Origin of the sequence: Streptomyces sp. NPDC090119 (assembly GCF_044747085.1) — a bacterium.
Classification (GTDB): Bacteria; Actinomycetota; Actinomycetes; order Streptomycetales; family Streptomycetaceae; genus Streptomyces.
Window position 1 is genome coordinate 272,900 of record NZ_JBIVDK010000007.1, and the last position, 12,263, is coordinate 285,162.

At 69.3% G+C, this 12,263-nt stretch carries 10 protein-coding genes; 3 read left to right on the forward strand and 7 right to left on the reverse strand.

Annotated features, from left to right (window positions below; translation table 11 throughout):
• Positions 1 to 213: 213 nt before the first annotated feature.
• The gene (gene arc / locus ACIPPM_RS28460; RefSeq protein ID WP_401452883.1) at positions 214 to 1,980 is read right to left on the reverse strand and encodes a proteasome ATPase; all 1,767 of its coding nucleotides are present in this window, start codon (positions 1,978 to 1,980) and stop codon (positions 214 to 216) included.
• Positions 1,981 to 2,424: 444 nt separating this feature from the next.
• Here arc and ACIPPM_RS28465 point away from each other — a divergent pair, with 444 nt between their 5' ends.
• Positions 2,425 to 2,727, forward strand: coding sequence for a ferredoxin (locus tag ACIPPM_RS28465; protein WP_389004767.1), 303 nt, complete (start codon positions 2,425 to 2,427; stop codon positions 2,725 to 2,727).
• Positions 2,728 to 2,817: 90 nt separating this feature from the next.
• Here the strand turns inward: ACIPPM_RS28465 and ACIPPM_RS28470 are convergent, their stop codons facing one another.
• The 3 genes from ACIPPM_RS28470 to ACIPPM_RS28480 all read right to left on the reverse strand — a co-directional run bounded on the left by ACIPPM_RS28470 (position 2,818) and on the right by ACIPPM_RS28480 (position 6,119).
• Positions 2,818 to 3,405: a hypothetical protein gene (locus ACIPPM_RS28470; protein ID WP_401452885.1), complete on the reverse strand. Its 588-nt coding sequence runs from the start codon at positions 3,403 to 3,405 to the stop codon at positions 2,818 to 2,820.
• A gap of 211 nt (positions 3,406 to 3,616) precedes the next feature.
• Positions 3,617 to 4,519, reverse strand: coding sequence for a tRNA (adenine-N1)-methyltransferase (locus ACIPPM_RS28475; RefSeq protein ID WP_389004769.1), 903 nt, complete (start codon positions 4,517 to 4,519; stop codon positions 3,617 to 3,619).
• A 52-nt stretch (positions 4,520 to 4,571) separates the two neighbouring features.
• The gene (locus tag ACIPPM_RS28480; protein WP_401452888.1) at positions 4,572 to 6,119 is read right to left on the reverse strand and encodes a site-2 protease family protein; all 1,548 of its coding nucleotides are present in this window, start codon (positions 6,117 to 6,119) and stop codon (positions 4,572 to 4,574) included.
• Here ACIPPM_RS28480 and ACIPPM_RS28485 point away from each other — a divergent pair.
• Positions 6,118 to 7,047, forward strand: a complete 930-nt coding sequence (locus ACIPPM_RS28485; RefSeq protein WP_401452890.1) for a RecB family exonuclease — start codon at positions 6,118 to 6,120, stop codon at positions 7,045 to 7,047. The genes ACIPPM_RS28480 and ACIPPM_RS28485 overlap by 2 nt on opposite strands.
• A 15-nt stretch (positions 7,048 to 7,062) precedes the next feature.
• Positions 7,063 to 7,734, forward strand: coding sequence for a response regulator (locus ACIPPM_RS28490; RefSeq protein WP_384360587.1), 672 nt, complete (start codon positions 7,063 to 7,065; stop codon positions 7,732 to 7,734).
• A gap of 63 nt (positions 7,735 to 7,797) precedes the next feature.
• On the opposite strand, the gene ACIPPM_RS28495 is transcribed toward ACIPPM_RS28490, so the two are convergent.
• The 3 genes from ACIPPM_RS28495 to ACIPPM_RS28505 all read right to left on the reverse strand — a co-directional run bounded on the left by ACIPPM_RS28495 (position 7,798) and on the right by ACIPPM_RS28505 (position 12,180).
• Positions 7,798 to 9,378 carry an ABC transporter substrate-binding protein gene (locus tag ACIPPM_RS28495; RefSeq protein WP_401452892.1) on the reverse strand — a complete coding sequence of 527 codons (1,581 nt, stop codon included), beginning with the start codon at positions 9,376 to 9,378 and terminating at the stop codon, positions 7,798 to 7,800.
• 63 nt (positions 9,379 to 9,441) lie between these two features.
• Positions 9,442 to 11,046, reverse strand: a complete 1,605-nt coding sequence (locus ACIPPM_RS28500; protein WP_401452894.1) for an ABC transporter substrate-binding protein — start codon at positions 11,044 to 11,046, stop codon at positions 9,442 to 9,444.
• A 432-nt stretch (positions 11,047 to 11,478) separates the two neighbouring features.
• Complete coding sequence (locus ACIPPM_RS28505; protein WP_401452896.1) at positions 11,479 to 12,180, reverse strand: HAD family hydrolase; 702 nt, start codon at positions 12,178 to 12,180, stop codon at positions 11,479 to 11,481.
• Positions 12,181 to 12,263: the final 83 nt, after the last annotated feature.

The following is a 12,263-nucleotide window of genomic DNA, read 5'->3' on the forward strand; positions in this document are numbered from 1 at the left end:
GCACCCTCTGTCTTGGGTGTCGCTCGCGTACCGCTGGCGCTCCGGTGCGTGTGCGGTGCCCGTCCCCGCACTGCGCGACTCGGCGGTAGGAATGAGCCTAGAACGCCTTTGCACTGGTGGGGAGATCATTTGCGTCATTGACTGCTCCGGTCGTGGCCTGAAAAGCGAGCGGCTGCGGATGCCCGAGGCGGGCATCCGCAGCCGCTCGGCCTTTTACAGGTACTGACCGGTGTTCGCCACCGTGTCGATGGACCGTCCGGTGTCCGCGCCCTGCTTTCCGGTGATGAGGGTGCGGATGTAGACGATCCGCTCGCCCTTCTTTCCGGAGATCCGGGCCCAGTCGTCGGGGTTGGTGGTGTTGGGCAGGTCCTCGTTCTCCTTGAACTCGTCCACGCACGCCTGGAGGAGGTGGGAGACGCGGAGGCCCTTCTGGCTCTTGTCGAGGAAGTCCTTGATCGCCATCTTCTTGGCGCGGCCCACGATGTTCTCGATCATGGCGCCGGAGTTGAAGTCCTTGAAGTAGAGGACTTCCTTGTCGCCGTTGGCGTAGGTGACTTCCAGGAAGCGGTTGTCCTCGGATTCGGCGTACATCTGCTCGACCGCCGTCTGGATCATGCTCTGGACGGTGATCTCCTTGTCGCCGCCGTGCTCGCCGAGGTCGTCGGAGTGCAGCGGGAGGCGCTCGGTGAGGTACTTGCCGAAGATGTCCTTGGCCGCTTCGGCATCCGGACGCTCGATCTTGATCTTCACGTCGAGTCGGCCGGGCCGCAGGATGGCGGGGTCGATCATGTCCTCGCGGTTGGAGGCGCCGATGACGACCACGTTCTGCAGGCCCTCGACGCCGTCGATCTCGGCGAGGAGCTGGGGGACGATGGTGTTCTCCACGTCCGAGCTGACGCCGGAGCCGCGGGTGCGGAAGAGGGATTCCATCTCGTCGAAGAAGACGATGACGGGGGTGCCTTCGCTGGCCTTCTCCCGGGCACGCTGGAAGACGAGGCGGATCTGCCGCTCGGTCTCGCCGACGTACTTGTTGAGCAGTTCGGGGCCCTTGATGTTGAGGAAGAAGCTCTTGCCCGATGCCTGTCCGGTCACTTCGGCGACCTTCTTGGCGAGCGAGTTGGCGACGGCCTTGGCGATCAGGGTCTTACCGCATCCGGGAGGTCCGTAGAGGAGGACGCCCTTGGGCGGGCGCAGCTCGTGCTCCTTGAAGAGGTCGGGGTAGAGGTAAGGGAGCTCGACGGCGTCGCGGATGGCCTCGATCTGGCCGCCGAGTCCGCCGATCTGTTCGTAGCCGATGTCGGGGACTTCTTCGAGGACGAGTTCTTCGACCTCGCTCTTGGGCACGACTTCGTAGACGTAGCCGGAGCGGGGTTCGAGGAGGAGGGCGTCGCCGGGGCGGATGGTGACGCCCCGGAGCGGTTCGGCGAGCCGGACCACGCGTTCCTCGTCGGTGTGTCCCAGTACTAGGGCTCGTTCGCCGTCCTCGAGGATCTCCTTGAGGGTGACGATGTCGCCGACGCTCTCGTAGTCCATGGCCTCGACCACGTTGAGCGCCTCGTTGAGCATGACTTCCTGGCCGCGCCTGAGGGTGTCGAGTTCGACGCTCGGGCTGACGTTGACGCGGAGCTTGCGGCCGCCGGTGAAGATGTCGGCGGTGCCGTCCTCGTTGGCCTGCAGGAAGGCTCCGAAGCCGGCCGGCGGCTGGGCGAGCCGGTCGACTTCCTCCTTGAGGGCCACGATCTGGTCGCGGGCTTCGCGGAGTGTGTTGGCCAGGCGCTCGTTCTGTGCGGAGACGCCGGCCAGGTTGGTCTGAAGCTCGACGATCCGCTCCTCGAGAATCCTCGTGTGCCGCGGAGAGTCGGCGAGCTTGCGGCGCAGGACGGCGATCTCCTGCTCAAGATAGGCGATCTGCCCGGCAGGGTCGTCGGACCCTCGTCCCGAGCGGATGCCGCGGTTGATGTCGTCGTCGTGGGCTGCCACGGTCCTCACCTCCTCCAAGGGGAGCTGGACGCTTCCAGACCCTACCTGGGTGGGTGTCGATTGAAACCCCTAGATCAAAAAGACTGTCAAGGTGTGTCGTCGGTCACCCGGTGCGCTCCCTCTCGCACGGAGGGGATACCCACTGAACGTGATGCGGAAGCCGCTTGTTCCGGGTCGGCCGCTGTCAAGACCCTTCAGGAGTGGCCGGAGTTGTCCTGGGCGGGGTGGTGGGGCGCGTCGAGGGGGGTCGTGGGGGTTCATGGGGTTGTCACACTGAGTGACGACGCGGTCCGTTGGGTGTCATGTCCGGGGCGGCCGGATGTCGTCGTTCCGGAGCAGGCTCCCCGCCTGGTCGCGCAGGGCGGGAGTGCGGGCGGCGGAGGTAGGGTCGTGATGTTAGACAGCCGCCGGGCGCATCCGCCCGGCGAATCCAGGTCAGGAGAGATGAGCGTGCAGCAGGAGGCCCCGGACGGCGAGGCGCTGGAGGTCTGGATCGACCAGGACCTGTGTACCGGTGACGGGATCTGCGCCCAGTACGCGCCGGAGGTGTTCGAGCTGGACATCGACGGGCTGGCCTATGTGAAGGACGCGGACGACGAGCTGCTCCAGGGTGTGGGCGCGACGACGCCGGTGCCGTTGCCGCTGCTCGCGGACGTGGTGGACTCGGCGAAGGAGTGTCCGGGGGCGTGCATCCATGTACGCCGCGTTTCGGACAGGGTCGAGGTGTTCGGGCCCGAGGCGGACTGAGGGCCGCCCGGCACGGTTTTCCCGAGGGCGCGCGCATGTGGTGGCATGCGGGCGCCCTCGTGCGTTTCGGCCCGGAGGCGCGCGAGGGGTTCAGACGCCTCGGGTGTCGCCGGGGGTGGAGCGCAGGAAGGCGTGGCCGTTCCAGTGCCAGGCGGCGGGTTTCCTGACGTCGGGGCAGCAGCTGGGTACGTCGTCGGTGGAGTAGCCGAGCAGAGTGGCCGTCACGGTCCGGGCGGTCAGGTGGAGGTCGGTGACGGTGAGGCGGTCGGCGGGCTGGACGAGGGTGGCGACGACGCGTGGCCTGCCGTCGGCGAGGTCGCGGGTGAGGACGTAGAGGGCGTCGGGCGGGGTGCCCATGGCGGCGTCGCAGTGGACGGCGGCGACGGTTTCGGGTCTGCCGTCGCCGTCGAGGTCGCCGGTGGCCTGGTGGGCGACGACGGCTTTGACGGGGCCGCAGTCCAGGGGGAAGGCGACGCCGGTGGTGCCGGGCGGGGTGGTGGCGGTGGGCGCGGGGGCGGGCCTGGCCTCGGTGGCGGTGGTCGGCTGGGCCGCGGTGGCCGGGCCGGGCTGTACGAGGGAGGTCAGTGCGATCACGCCGGCGACCGCGGTGGCCGTGGCGACCCAGTGGATGGGCCGGGTGTCCGTGCGGGCGAGCTCCGGGACGGCGGATTGCTGCACTAGGAGGGTCTCCTGTGGGGCTGTGCCGGTGAAGGGGTGGCCAGCATGGTGTCACACGTCACGGTGGGTGGGAACGGCGGGGCGGGTGCGGATCGGACGCGGGCGGGGGGGGTGCCGGGTCGGGGGTAATGCGAGGGCGCCGTGCCCGAGTTCCCGCGAGTGGTGGGGAACTGGGGCACGGCGCCCTCGTGTTGTGCCGGGTGGGTGCGGGTCAGCGGCCCGCGCCGCCGTCGGCGTTGGGTCCGGCGTAGTCGTCGCCGTAGGCGCCCTTGGCGGGGCGGCGGCGGCGCATGGGGGGTTCGACGCCGTCGGCGAGGCGACGGGCGGTGAGGAGGAAGCCGGTGTGGCCGATCATGCGGTGATCGGGGCGGACGGCGAGGCCCTCGATGTGCCAGTTGCGGATCATGCTTTCCCAGGCGGTCGGCTCGTTGAAGCAGCCGATCTCGCGGATGGACTCGACGGTCCGGGCGAGCTGGGTGGTGGTGGCGACGTAGGCGCAGAGGATGCCGCCGGGGACGAGGGCCTTGGAGACGGCCTCGAGGCATTCCCAGGGGGCGAGCATGTCGAGGATGACGCGGTCGACGTCGGTGTCGGACAGGTTGTCCTGGAGGTCGCCGACGGTGAGCTGCCAGGCGGGGTGTTCGCCGCCGAAGTAGCGCTCGACGTTCTGCTTGGCGATCTCGGCGAAGTCCTCGCGGCGCTCGTAGGAGTGCAGCATGCCCTGGTCGCCGATGGCGCGGAGCAGGAAGCTGCTGAGGGAGCCGGAGCCCACGCCCGCTTCGACGACGCGGGCGCCGGGGAAGATGTCGGCGAAGGCCAGGATCTGCCCCGCGTCCTTGGGGTAGACCACGGCGGCGCCGCGGGGCATGGACAGGACGTAGTCGGGGAGCAGGGGGCGCAGCGCGAGGTAGGCCACGTTGCCGGTGGTGCGGACAACGCTGCCCTCGGGAGCACCGATCAGTTCGTCGTGCGGGAAGGAGCCCTTGTGGGTGTGGAAGTTCTTCCCGGCTTCGAGCGTGAACGTGTAGTGGCGGCCCTTGGGGTCGGTCAGCTGAACCTGGTCCCCGACCTTGAAGGGCCCGCGCCTGCGGGCGGCACCGGTCGGTTCGGACATGTGACCAGCTTACCGGCAGCCGCGGGGGGTGCGGACCATGGTCCGGGTGCGGTCAGGAGGGGCGGGCCATGGCCTTGACGAAGGCGCGTTCGACGTCGGCGGCGGAGAGGACGCCGTAGATCTCGCCGGTGTTCTCGATCACGAGGTACTCGGTGGCGGGGGTGGCGCGGAGGGTGTCGAGGAGTTCCTCGCCGGAGAGCTCGGCGGAGACGCGCATGCCGTCGGTGAGGTCCTGGGCGAGTTCGCTGACGGCGACCCAGGGTCGGCGGTGTTCGGGGACTCCGACGATGGCGGCTTCGCGGACGAGGGAGAGGGGGGTGCCGTCGGTGTCGACGACGACGAGGGCGCGGGCTCCGGCGGCGTTGGCGCGGCGCAGGCCCTCGGAGAGGGGGGTGTCGCTCTGTACGGGGACGGCGCGGCGGGTGAGGGTGCGGGCGCGGAGGTCGGGGAGGTGTTCGCGCAGGCGGGCCATGCGGAGGCTGTTTCCGGCGCCGGTCCAGATGATGGCGGCGAGGATGGCGGCGAGCAGGGCGTCGGTGACGGTGTCCATGCCGCTGAGGTCCTGGTCGCCGCCGAAGGTGCCGGACTGGTTGAGCAGGGGCAGTCCGATGAGGACGGAGACGGCGAGGGCGCGGCCGACCCAGGCGGCGGCGACGGTGCCGGTCATGGGTTTGCCGGTGATCTTCCAGACGACGGCGCGGAGCATGCGGCCGCCGTCGAGGGGGAGGCCGGGCAGCAGGTTGAAGATGGCGACGATGAGGTTGGAGATCATCAGTCCGGCGAGGAGGACGCCGGGGACGGTGCCGGGCTGGACGGGTTTGAGGGCGAGGTAGAAGAGTCCGGCGAGGACGAGGGAGAGCAGGGGGCCGACGAAGGCGAGGACGAATTCGCGGCCGGGTGTCTCGGCTTCCTTCTCGATCTCGGAGACGCCGCCGAAGAACTGGAGCTGGATGCGGCGGACGGGGAGTTTGAAGCGGAGCGCGGCGATGACGTGGGCGAGTTCGTGGACGAGTACGGAGGCGTAGAAGACGACCGCGAAGAAGAGGGAGACGAGGTAGCGCAGGGCGCCGAGTTCGGGCAGGACGCGGTCGAGCTGGCCGCCGAAGACCCAGGTGATGAGGGCGGCGACGAGGAACCAGCTGGGGGCGACGTAGACGGGTACGCCGAAGGGGCGGCCCATGAGGATGCCGCCGCCGGGTTCCTTGGGGCGCTCGGGGGGCGGGTCGGTGCGGGCGATCCCGGCGTGGGCGAGGGAGCGGTGTTCGTGCTCGTGCCCGGCGTGGTCGGCGGTGTCGCCGGGTTCGGGCCGTTCGGGCTTGCCCTTGTCGTGTTCGGGGTCGTGTTCCGGGTTCGGGGTCGGAGGCACTGGGGGGTGCTCGGCCGGGTGGTTCTCGTCCGGCCGCGGCTGCCCGTTCCCGCCGCTCACGTCCACGGTGTCCCCTCGTTCGAAGCGTCTTCCGCGCGTGGCCGGGCGGAAGGGTCTCGGGTCGATGGTATGCGGCCGGGGTGGCGCGGTCCGCTCCGGCACCCTGGTGTTCCCGGGGCGGGGGGTGCGCGGGCTGGGTCGCTGTCGGTGCCGGGCCGTATGGTCTGGGGTCATGGAGAGCAGTGGTGCGGACAGGGGCCCTGAGGGCGTTTGCGGTGGCGAGGGCGGCGCGGAGGGTGTCGCGCGGGTCGTCGTGGCGCCGTCGTCGCTGTCTCCGTCGCGGGCGAGTGATTTCATGCGGTGTCCGTTGTTGTACCGGTTCCGGGTGATCGACCGGCTGCCGGAGAAGCCGAGTGAGGCGGCGACGCGGGGCACGCTGGTGCACGCGGTGCTTGAGCGGTTGTTCGACGTGCCGGCGGCGGAGCGTACGGCGCCGTGGGCGAAGTCGTTGATCCCGGCGCAGTGGGACCGGTTGCGGGAGAGCCGTCCGGAGGTCTCGGAGCTGTTCGAGGGTGATCCGGAGGGTGAGCGGCTGGCGCGCTGGCTGGGTGAGGCGGAGCGGCTGGTGGAGCGCTGGTTCGCGCTGGAGGACCCGACGCGGCTGGAGCCCGCGGAGCGTGAGCTGTTCGTGGAGACGGAGCTGGATTCGGGGCTGCGGCTGCGCGGGATCATCGACCGGGTGGATGTGGCGCCGACGGGTGAGGTGCGCATCGTCGACTACAAGACGGGCAAGGCGCCGCGGCCGGAGTACGCGGAGGACGCGCTGTTCCAGATGAAGTTCTACGCGCTGGTGGTGTGGCGGCTGAAGCGGGTGGTGCCGAGGCGGTTGCAGCTGGTGTATCTCGGCAGTGGGGATGTGCTGACGTACGACCCGGTGCCCGCGGATCTGGAGCGGGTGGAGCGGAAGCTGCTGGCGTTGTGGGCGGCGATCCGGGAGGCGACGGAGTCGGGGGTGTGGCGGCCGCGGCCGACGAAGCTGTGCGGCTGGTGCGATCACCAGGCGGTGTGTCCGGAGTTCGGGGGTACTCCCCCGCCGTATCCGCTCGGTGTGAGGGCGGCGGAGTCCGGTGCGGAGGATGTGGGCAGAATGGGGCCGGTCTAGCGAAGGAGTTGTCACGTGGCCATCCGTGTCCTTTTGGTCGATGACCAGCCGCTGTTGCGCACCGGGTTCCGGATGATCCTGGAGGCGGAGGCGGGCATCGCGGTCGTCGGTGAGGCCGGTGACGGTCTGCAGGCGCTCGATCAGGTGCGTGCGCTGCAGCCGGATGTGGTGCTGATGGACATCCGGATGCCCCGGATGGACGGGGTGGAGGCGACCCGGCAGATCACGGGTCCGGAGCGGGACGGTCCGGCGAAGGTGCTGGTGCTGACGACGTTCGATCTGGACGAGTACGTGGTGGAGGCGCTGCGGGCGGGGGCGAGCGGTTTTCTGCTGAAGGACGCTCCGGCGGACGAGCTGGTGCAGGCGATCCGGGTGGTGGCGGCGGGTGAGGCGATGCTGGCGCCGAGCATCACGCGTCGCCTGCTGGACAAGTACGCGACGCATCTGCCGTCGGGTGAGGAGCCCGCGCCGAGCACGCTGCACACGCTGACGGACCGTGAGGTGGAGGTGCTGAAGCTGGTGGCGCGGGGGTTGTCGAACGCGGAGATCGCGGCGGATCTGTTCGTGAGCGAGACGACGGTGAAGACGCATGTGGGGCATGTGCTGACGAAGCTGGGCCTGAGGGACCGGGTGCAGGCGGCGGTGTACGCGTACGAGAGTGGTCTGGTGCGGCCGGGCGCGCAGTAGCCGGTACGACTGAGGGCGCCCCTTCCTGGTGGGAGGGGCGCCCTCGGTGTTTTCGCGGGGGGGTCAGCTCTTGCTGAGTTCCCAGAAGCGGAACACGGTGGAGGCGTCGAGGCAGTACTCGAGGCCGTAGACCCCGTCCCGGACGACGGCGTACTGCTTGGCCTGCCAGACGGGCAGGATGGGCAGTTCGTCGGCGACGATGTCCTGGACCTGGGCGAAGTCCTTGTCGGTGGCGGCGCGGTCGCTCTGGGCGGCGGTGGCCGGGAGCAGGGTGCCGGTCAGGCGGCTGTTGTCGTAGCCGTTGGACAGGACGTTGCCCTTGCCGAAGAAGGGGGCGGTGAAGTTGTCGGCGTCGGGGTAGTCGGGCACCCAGCCCTTGACGTAGACGCCGTACTTGCCCGCGGCGATGTCCTTCTCGTACTGGCCGAAGTCGACGGACTTGACGTCGGCGTCGAAGAGGCCGCTGGCGTTGAGCTGTGCGGCGACGGCGCGGAGTTCGGCGTCGGTGGCGGGGCCGTAGCGGGCGGGGGTGGACCAGAGGGTGAGCTTGACCTTGCCGGTGATGCCGTCGGCGCGCAGGGCCTGGGCGGCCTTGGCCCGAGAGGGGCGGGCGCCGTAGGTGTCGAAGAAGGCGGTGTTGTGGCCGATGATGCCGGCCGGGATGATCGAGTACAGCGGGGTGGCGGTGCCCTGGTAGACGTTGTGGATGAGGGCGTCGCGGTCGAGCAGGTGGGCGATGGCCTTGCGGACGCCGAGCTTTCCGGCGACGGGGTCCTTCATGTTGAAGACGAGGTGCTGGACCTCGGCGCTGCTGCCCTCGATGACGTCGATGCCCTTGGTGCCTTCCTGGGCGTCGATGCCGGTGATGTCGGTGGCGCTCAGGCCGCGGTAGGCGATGTCGACGTCGCCGCCGAGGAGGGCCTTCTTCAGGGCCTTCTGGTCGCCGTGGAAGAACTTGAGGGTGACGCCGGAGTTCTTGATGTCGGCGGTGCCCCGGTAGTGGGAGTTGACCGAGAAGACGGCCTGGCCCTTGTCGAAGGAGTCGAGCGTGTAGGGGCCGGAGCCGATGGCCTTGTGGTCGGTGCGCAGGGCACCGGCGTCGTACTGGCGGTGGTCGACGATGGAGCCCGCACCGGAGGCGATCTTGCTGGGGAAGGTCGCGTCGGGGGCGTTGAGGTGGAAGACGACGGTCTTCTCGTCGGGCGTCTCGATCTGCTCCAGCGTCGGGAACATGACAGCCGGACCGGCGGCGTCGTTGATCTTCAGCAGGCGGTCGAAGGAGAACTTGACGTCCTCGGAGGTGAGGGAGTCGCCGTTGCTGAACTTCAGATCGGGCTTCAGCTCGCACTTGAAGACGGTGGCCCGCGCGTCACCGAACGCGCAGGACTTCGCCAGTTCCGGTTCCGGCTGGGTGCCGCCGTTGGGGAAGCTGAGGAGCGACTGGAAGACGTTGTTGAACAGCAGCCAGGAGCCGGGGTCGTAGCCGGATGCCGGGTCGGTGGCCAGGACGTCGTCGGACATCCCCATCACCATGGCCTGGCCGGTGCCCTTGGCATCGTCGGTGCCGGAGCCGCAGCCGGTCAACAGGCCGCAGGCCAGCCCCGCCACCACGGGCAGGACCGGCCACTGGTTGCGCATGTTCACAGCAGTGCCTTGTCGTCGGTTCGTGGCCCGGAGCCGCCAGCGCGGCTCCGGGTACGGGAGACGTCAGCCGCTCACACCGCGGCCGAGCTCCCACAGCTGAAGCGTCGAGGAGGAGTTCAGGGCGTACGAGGTGCCCGTGATGTCGTCCCGTGCGGCGACGTACTGCTTGCCCTGCCACAGCGGCAGTACGGGGACGTCCTCGGCGACGGTGTCCTGGATGTCGGTGAGGCTCTTGGCGGCGTCGAGGCGGTCCGCCTCACGGCGGGACTCGGGGATCAGCGTCCGCTCGATGTCGCTGTTGCGGTACGGCGAACCGAGGAAGTTGTCCTTGTCGAGGAACGGCGCCAGGAAGTTGTCGGCGTCGGGGAAGTCGGGGAACCAGCCCATGCCGTAGACGTCGTACTGGCCCTTCTGCTCCGCGGGGCGGAAGGTGGCCCAGGGGTGGCCCTGGATGGTGACGTCGAAGAGACCGCTGTCGTTGAGCTGCTTCTGGAGGACCTCGAACTCCTGCTTGGTGGCGGAGCCGTAGTGGTCGGTGGTGTAGTGCAGCGTCACCTTGAGCGGGGCGGTGACGCCGGCCTTGGCCAGCAACAGCTTGGCCTTGGCGGCGCTCGGGTCCCCGTACTTGTTGAAGAACGAGTTGGAGTGGCCGGTCAGGGTGGCGGGCACCAGGGAGTAGAGCGGCTCGGCCTGGGTGCCGTAGACCTTGGAGACCAGCTCGCCGCGGTTGATGACCTGGGCCATGGCCTGACGGACGGCCTTGTCCTTGACGGTCGGCGAGGAGGTGTTGAAGGCGAGGTAGCGGATCTCGAGACCCGGCATGTCGACGAGGTCGGCGTTCGCGTCGGAGCCGCCGTCGAGCTTCTGGATCTGACCCGGCGACATGGTGCGGCTCATGACGTCGATGTCGCCGCGGTCCAGGGCGGTGCCCATCGCGTCGGCGTCGTCGAAGGAGCGGATCTCCACCTTGTCGTTGTTCAGCTCGGAACTGCCCTTGTACGAGGGGTTCTTGGTGAACGTGGCGCTGGTCATGGCGTCGCCCTTGACCTGTGCCTTGAAGGTGTACGGGCCGGAGCCGTCGACCTCGAAGCCGTCGCGCAGCTTGCCCTTGGCGTAAACCTTGGGGTTGACGATGCCCGCGACCGGGGTGGACAGCTTGAAGGGGAAGGTGGCGTCGGCCGTCTTCAGGTGGAAGATGACCTCGCGGTCGCCCTGCGTCTCGACGGTGTCGACGGTGTTGAGCAGGGCGGCGACACCGCTGTCGGCCTGGAGCTTGATGGCGCGGTCGATGGAGAACTTCACATCGGCGGCGGTGACGGGGTCGCCGGAGGCGAACTTCAGGCCGCTGCGCAGCTTGCAGGCGAAGCGCTCGTTGCCGGTGTCGGTGAAGCTGCAGCTCTCGGCGGCCTCCGGGACGGGGTTGCCCTCGCCCTTGGGCTGGGTCATCAGCGTCTGCACGGTCTGACGCAGGATGTTCCAGGTGCCGACGTCGTACGCGTAGGCGGGGTCGAGGGGCGCGGGGGCGTCACTCGTGGCCGTGAACCGGTCCGTGGTGCCGACGACGATGGGGTCGCCGTTCTTGGCCCCACTGTCGGTTCCGCCGCACGCGGCGAGAACCGGCGTGAGGAGGCCGGCCACTGCCGGCAGCACCAGAGTCTTGCGGTTCATGCGGGACTTTCTCCAGAGCTGTTCGATTCCGTGAACCCGGCAGGCGGGGTGACGCGGCGGATCACGGGGGTTGGTGCGATGTTGTCGCGTCGACATTAGTCCGCGCCCGCGGGGCGGTTCGCGGCCGCCCGAGTTGAGGGTTCATCACGCAGTGAAACCGGGTGTGGACGCACCGAAAAACCGACAGTGGCAGGTTTCGTACAACGGTCCATCAATCAGGACACAAGGGCTGGCGCGCCCCGCACCCGACGGGGATTTCTGCACACGGGGGCAGCCTTGTCGAGGCCACCGGGAGTGGCGAACGTCACAGTGTCAACTGCGGTCCGGTATACCGGAATTCAACCGGTCCGGCGGTTCGGAATTCTCTCCGGGGGCGCCGCTGGAAGGAATTGCGCCCCTGGTCACCATTGTTTTCGCACGCTGGGTGAACGGCTAGTGCGTGAGCGTCATCAGACCGCGCAGAAAAGACAGGTCGACCTGTTCCAGCGAGGGTACGACGGTGCGTCGTTCGGCGGGGACGATGGAGGCGATGGAGGGGACGGCGACCACATGGCAGCCCGCGGCCTCGGCGGCGGCGACTCCGGTGGCGGTGTCCTCGATGACGGCGCACCGGGCCGGGTCGGCGCCGAGTCCGGCGGCGGCGAGGAGGTAGGGGTCGGGGTGCGGCTTGGTGCGGGAGACCTCGTCGCCGCCGATGGAGAGGGTGAAGTGGTGCGGGCCGAGGGTGGCCAGCACGCGGTCGATGATGCGCCGGTGGGAGGCGGAGACCAGGGCGGTGGGGATGGAGTGCTCGTGGAGTTCGGCGAGCAGCCGGGCGGCGCCGGGCATCAGCGGGAGGTGGCTGCCGATGCGGGCCTCGAAGCCGTCGTTGAGGAGGACGGAGAGTTCGGCGAGGGTGATGGCGGCGCCGGTGGCCTCGATGAGGAACCCGGCGCTGCGGGTCATGGGGCCGCCGACGACGACGTGCCGCCAGGACTCGTCGAGGGCGTGGCCGAGGGCGGCGAACACCTCGACCTCGACGTCCCACCAGAAGCCCTCGGTGTCCACCAGGGTGCCGTCCATGTCGAGGAGGACCGCTTGAAGGGCGGAGCCTTCGGCCGTTCGGGTTCCGAGCGCGGGGACCGTGCTGGTCATCCGGGCGCACCTCCTTGAGGGACGATCAGGCCGGTTCCCGGAGAGGGAACCGGCCTGCGGTGGACCGACCAGCATACGTCGCC

What these genes read in the sequence shown, in the direction of transcription:
- ACIPPM_RS28465 (WP_389004767.1), top strand. Translation starts at nt 2,425, where the DNA reads ATGAGCGTGCAGCAGGAGGCCCCGGACGGCGAGGCGCTGGAGGTCTGG.
- ACIPPM_RS28475 (WP_389004769.1), bottom strand. Translation starts at nt 4,519, where the DNA reads ATGTCCGAACCGACCGGTGCCGCCCGCAGGCGCGGGCCCTTCAAGGTC.
- ACIPPM_RS28485 (WP_401452890.1), top strand. Translation starts at nt 6,118, where the DNA reads ATGGAGAGCAGTGGTGCGGACAGGGGCCCTGAGGGCGTTTGCGGTGGC.
- ACIPPM_RS28480 (WP_401452888.1), bottom strand. Translation starts at nt 6,119, where the DNA reads ATGACCCCAGACCATACGGCCCGGCACCGACAGCGACCCAGCCCGCGC.
- ACIPPM_RS28500 (WP_401452894.1), bottom strand. Translation starts at nt 11,046, where the DNA reads ATGAACCGCAAGACTCTGGTGCTGCCGGCAGTGGCCGGCCTCCTCACG.
- ACIPPM_RS28505 (WP_401452896.1), bottom strand. Translation starts at nt 12,180, where the DNA reads ATGACCAGCACGGTCCCCGCGCTCGGAACCCGAACGGCCGAAGGCTCC.